Annotated in this window: 5 protein-coding genes; 1 reads left to right on the top strand and 4 read right to left on the bottom strand. The window is 67.6% G+C overall.

What is annotated here, in order from left to right:
* Positions 1 to 550 precede the first annotated feature (550 nt).
* The gene (locus KBX08_RS32170; protein WP_112584164.1) at positions 551 to 775 is read left to right on the top strand and encodes a hypothetical protein; all 225 of its coding nucleotides are present in this window, start codon (positions 551 to 553) and stop codon (positions 773 to 775) included.
* A 34-nt stretch (positions 776 to 809) separates the two neighbouring features.
* Here KBX08_RS32170 and KBX08_RS32175 read toward each other — a convergent pair whose 3' ends face one another.
* The 4 genes from KBX08_RS32175 to KBX08_RS32190 all read right to left on the bottom strand — a co-directional run bounded on the left by KBX08_RS32175 (position 810) and on the right by KBX08_RS32190 (position 4,567).
* Positions 810 to 1,607 carry a carbon-nitrogen hydrolase family protein gene (locus tag KBX08_RS32175; RefSeq protein WP_210787522.1) on the bottom strand — a complete coding sequence of 266 codons (798 nt, stop codon included), beginning with the start codon at positions 1,605 to 1,607 and terminating at the stop codon, positions 810 to 812.
* A gap of 140 nt (positions 1,608 to 1,747) precedes the next feature.
* Positions 1,748 to 3,043 (bottom strand): ATP-dependent Clp protease ATP-binding subunit ClpX, encoded by a 1,296-nt coding sequence (gene clpX, locus KBX08_RS32180; RefSeq protein WP_112676080.1) that lies wholly within the window; start codon positions 3,041 to 3,043, stop codon positions 1,748 to 1,750.
* 209 nt (positions 3,044 to 3,252) lie between these two features.
* A complete protein-coding gene (locus KBX08_RS32185; protein WP_030333536.1) occupies positions 3,253 to 3,915 on the bottom strand; it encodes an ATP-dependent Clp protease proteolytic subunit in 663 nt (220 codons plus the stop codon).
* A 10-nt stretch (positions 3,916 to 3,925) separates the two neighbouring features.
* Positions 3,926 to 4,567 (bottom strand): ATP-dependent Clp protease proteolytic subunit, encoded by a 642-nt coding sequence (locus KBX08_RS32190; protein ID WP_007464111.1) that lies wholly within the window; start codon positions 4,565 to 4,567, stop codon positions 3,926 to 3,928.
* Positions 4,568 to 4,788: the final 221 nt, after the last annotated feature.

Genomic DNA, 4,788 nt, shown 5'->3' on the forward strand with positions numbered 1-4,788 from the left:
CCGGGGCTAATTCCCGCTCTCACACCCGGCGCTTTCAGCGCCAGGCACTTTTACTACGTTACCCGCTCGCTTCCGCCGTGTCAAACCGATATTTCGCGGTTCGCCATGCTTCAACCCGATAATGCGGATAGTCTTGCTTGCTCGAGTCCACAATGACGCACGTCGTTACCGACGTTCGTTTCTGTCGTGGGAAGCCGCAGACCGGCCGATCACCGCTTCGCGGCTCTCCGCCCGGCTCCTGCCGGCTCCGAAACTCTACCCGGTCGGCTCCGCGTTCGCAACCCCGTTTCCGGAGTGTTCCGCACCGCCCGATCCTCAGTCTCGCTCGGCGTTCCCGCCACGAGCCTGGTGCCCGTTCTCGGCCGGTTTGTCCGGCCTCCCCCGTGCAGAGAGAAAGTTACGCGGACGGCTCGGAGAAGGCAAATCAGGGTTCATCACTGGTTCGGGCGAACAGCGACCACCGGTGCCCGGCACAGCCGAGGACGCGAGCACCTCGGCTCCCCGGCACAGCCGAGGACGCGGGCCACCTCGACGTGCCAGAGTGTCAGTCATGGATGAGTCCGGGCACGGTGCCAGGGTGTTCGCCGAGGAGGCCCTGCTCGGCCTCATCGGGCCGTTCTGGCAGGTGGTGATCGGCGCGGTCGTGCTGGTCGTACTTGTGCTCTCGGTGGGACGACTGGCCCGACGGGGCAGGTCCCGGATGACCACGGCGCTGCTGGTCACCGCCGCGGCCATCGCCGGGTTCGCGGTGATCGGCGTCCTGCTGGAGGGCTGAGGTTCAGCGCCGGCGGTTGGCCAGGCTGGGCAGCTCAGAGCCGGCGGTTGGCCAGACTGGGCAGCTCGGCGCGGATCGTGTCGAGCCGGTCCAGGTCCAGGTCGACGACGGAGACCCCCGGGCCGTCCGGCACCTGGCCGATGACCGTCCCCCACGGGTCGACCACCATGCTGCGGCCGAAGCAGGTGCGACCTGGCTCGTGGTCGCCGGTCTGACCGGCGGCCGCCACGAAACACTGGTTCTCGATCGCCCTGGCCCGCAGCAGGACCTCCCAGTGGTCCCGGCCGGTGTGCATCATGAACGCGGCCGGAACCACCAGCAGCTGCGCGCCGCCGTCGGACGCGAGCAGCCGGTACAGCTCCGGGAAGCGCAGGTCGTAGCAGATCGACAGGCCGACCCGCAGCCCTTCGACGTCGACCACCACCGGTTGGACACCGGGCGCGACACTCGCCGACTCCCGGTAGGAGACCCGACCGGGGATCTCCACGTCGTACAGGTGAATCTTGCGATAGGTCGCGGCCAGGCTGCCGGAACGGTCGAAGACCAGCGAGGTGTTCCAGGTGTGGTCCGGGTCTGGGCCGGCCTCGTGGAACGAGCCGGCCACCAACCAGATCCCGAGCCGCCGGGCGACCCCGGCGAAGAAGCTGCCCACCTCACCGTCGACCGGCTCCGACTCGGGCAGCCCAGTGGCAGGACCCAGGTAGTCGACGTACTCCGGGAGGACGGCGAGATCCGCGCCGCCGGCGGCGGCGCGCTCCAGTAGGGCCTCCGCGGCCGCCAGGTTGGCCTTACGGTCGTCCCTGGCGTTCAGCTGGCAGACGGCGACACGCATGAGCAAAGGGTACGGCTGGAGGGCTCTCACGGACAGCGTCACGGTCTGGCCGGCACGGGTGGTGGTCACACTGGCGAACGGCGCCGAACACGATCACGCCGGCCGCTCAGGATCGAACGGCCGGCGTGACGCGGGAAGGATCAGGCGGACTTCTCTTCGCGGTCGCGCCGGGCCCGGCGCCCGGTGAACTCACGCGGCACGATCGTCGGGTTGACGTTCTCCAGGACGACCTCGCGGGTGATCAGCACCCGGGCGGCGTCGGGGTTGCTCGGCACCTCGTACATCGCGGAGAGCAGCACCTCCTCGATGATGGCCCGCAGACCACGGGCACCGGTGCCCCGCAGCATCGCCTGATCGGCGATGGCTTCCAGCGCCGGCTCGTCGAACTCGAGCTCGACACCGTCCAGCTCGAACAGGCGCTGGTACTGCCGGACCAGGGCGTTGCGCGGCTCGGTGAGGATCCGAACGAGAGCGCTGCGATCCAGGCTGCGCACGTTGGTGATCACCGGCAGCCGGCCGACGAACTCGGGGATCAGCCCGAACTTGAGCATGTCTTCCGGCATGACCTGGCTGAAGATGTCGTCGGTCGACCGGTCGGAGACCGACCGGAGTCGGGCGCCGAAGCCGGTGCCGCCCTGCCCGGTGCGGGACTCGATGATCTGGTCGAGGCCGGCGAACGCCCCACCACAGATGAACAGCACGTTGGTGGTGTCGATCTGGATGAACTCCTGGTGTGGGTGCTTACGGCCACCCTGCGGCGGCACGTTGGCCACAGTGCCCTCGAGCATCTTGAGCAGGGCCTGCTGCACACCCTCACCGGAGACGTCCCGGGTGATCGACGGATTCTCCGACTTGCGGGCGATCTTGTCGACCTCGTCGATGTAGATGATGCCGGTCTCGGCGCGCTTGATGTCGTAGTCGGCGGCCTGGATCAGCTTGAGGAGGATGTTCTCGACGTCCTCGCCCACGTAGCCCGCCTCGGTCAGCGCGGTGGCGTCGGCGATGGCGAACGGGACGTTCAGCATCCGGGCGAGGGTCTGCGCCAGGTGGGTCTTGCCGCACCCTGTCGGGCCGAGCAGCAGGATGTTGGACTTGGCCAGCTCGACGGCGTCACTGCCGGAGCCCGGCGCACCGGCCGCCTCGGCCTGGATCCGCTTGTAGTGGTTGTAGACCGCTACGGCGAGCGCCTTCTTGGCTTGATCCTGGCCCACGACGTAGGTGTCGAGGAACTGGCAGATCTCCATCGGCTTGGGAAGCTCTTCCCACTTCACCTCGCCGGACTCGGCCAGCTCCTCTTCGATGATCTCGTTGCAGAGATCGATGCACTCGTCGCAGATGTAGACCCCTGGGCCCGCGATGAGCTTCTTGACCTGCTTCTGCGACTTGCCGCAGAAGGAGCATTTCAGTAGGTCGCCGCCGTCACCGATCCGTGCCACCTACGTTCTCCCTGCACTCATCGGCCGGAGACCCGGCCCTGACCTGCGGACGTTGCGCGCCGCCCGGCTTAGTTCGCGCCGCCGGCCCAACCGGCGAAGCGGTACGGACCCGACGTTACCCGCTGGCGGGGCATTCTCCGACCCCCAAAACGGGTGTGTCAGAGGTCGGCCGGGAACGGAGCCCCGGCCAACCTCTGACCCGGTACAGCTCAGCGGGCGGCGTTGGCCGCCAGCAGACCCTTCTTGCGGCTGGTCAGGATCGTGTCGACCAGCCCGTACTCCTTGGACTCCTCGGCCGTCATGATCTTGTCACGGTCGATGTCCTTGCGAACCTGCTCGATCGGGCGGTTGCAGTGGCGGGACAGCATGTCCTCCAGCTGCGTACGCATCCGCAGGATCTCCCGGGCCTGGATCTCGATGTCCGAGCCCTGCCCGTAGCCGCCCTCGGTGGCCGGCTGGTGGATGATGATCCGCGAGTTCGGCAGGGCCATCCGCTTGCCCGGAGTGCCCGCCGAGAGCAGCACCGCCGCCGCGCTCGCCGCCTGCCCGAGGCAGACCGTCGAGATGTCCGGACGGACGTACTGCATGGTGTCGTAGATCGCCGTCATGGCGGTGAACGAACCACCCGGCGAGTTGATGTACATGATGATGTCGCGGTCCGGGTCGGTGCCCTCGAGCGTCAACAGCTGGGCCATCACGTCGTTGGCCGACGCGTCGTCCACCTGGACGCCGAGGAAGATGATCCGGTCCTCGAAGAGCTTGTTGTACGGGTTCGACTCCTTGACCCCGTACGACGTGCGCTCGACGAACGACGGCAGCACGTAGCGGTTGTGCACGGCCGCGAACTGGGGCGGCAGGCTCAGATCGGTCATCGTCAGCTCCTCAGCTCAGGGTCCCGGCGCCATCCGGAACCTGTGCGGCCCCGATGATCACCTTGTCGATGAAGCCGTAGTCCATGGCCTCCTGGGCGGTGAACCAACGGTCCCGGTCCGAGTCGGCCTCGATCTGCGACTGGCTCTGGCCGGTGTGGTGCGCGACCCGCTCCTGGAACATCCGCTTCGTGTAGAGCATCTGCTCCGCCTGGATGGCGATGTCGGACGCCGTGCCGCCCAGACCACCGGACGGCTGGTGCATCATGATCCGTGCGTGGGGCAGGGCGTACCGCTTGCCCTTGGTGCCCGCGCAGAGCAGCAGCTGACCCATCGAGGCAGCCATGCCCATCGCCACGGTCGACACGTCGTTGTCGATGAACTGCATGGTGTCGTAGATCGCCATGCCGGAGTAGACCGAGCCACCCGGCGAGTTGATCCACAGGTTGATGTCGCGGTCCGGGTCCTCCGCGGCGAGCAGCAGCAGCTGCGCGCAGATGCGGTTGGCGACCTGGTCGGTCACCTCACTGCCCAGGAAGATGATGCGTTCCTTGAGCAACCGGTTGTAGACCGAGTCGTCGAGGTTGCCAATGGAGTCGCCACCGCGCGCGTCAATCGCCCGGAGCGACTTCTTGGGGATGTGCATGTCGGTCATGGCAGCCCTTCGCTCTCCGTACCGTCTTTCCCGACACTAACCGCTGTGCGGGGCGGCAGAGTCCCGGTCGGGGCAGTGTTCGCTCTCAGCGCAGCTGTGTCGGGCGTACCCGCGGCGCGGGCTTCCGGGCGTACCCGGCAGTGCTTGCTGCTCGGGCGTACCCGGCAGTGCTTACCGCCCGGGCGTGCCCGGAAAGGGAAACGGCCGCCGTCCCCCCCACA

The organism is Micromonospora sp. H61 (genome assembly GCF_018070325.1).
GTDB lineage: Bacteria > Actinomycetota > Actinomycetes > Mycobacteriales > Micromonosporaceae > Micromonospora > Micromonospora salmantinae.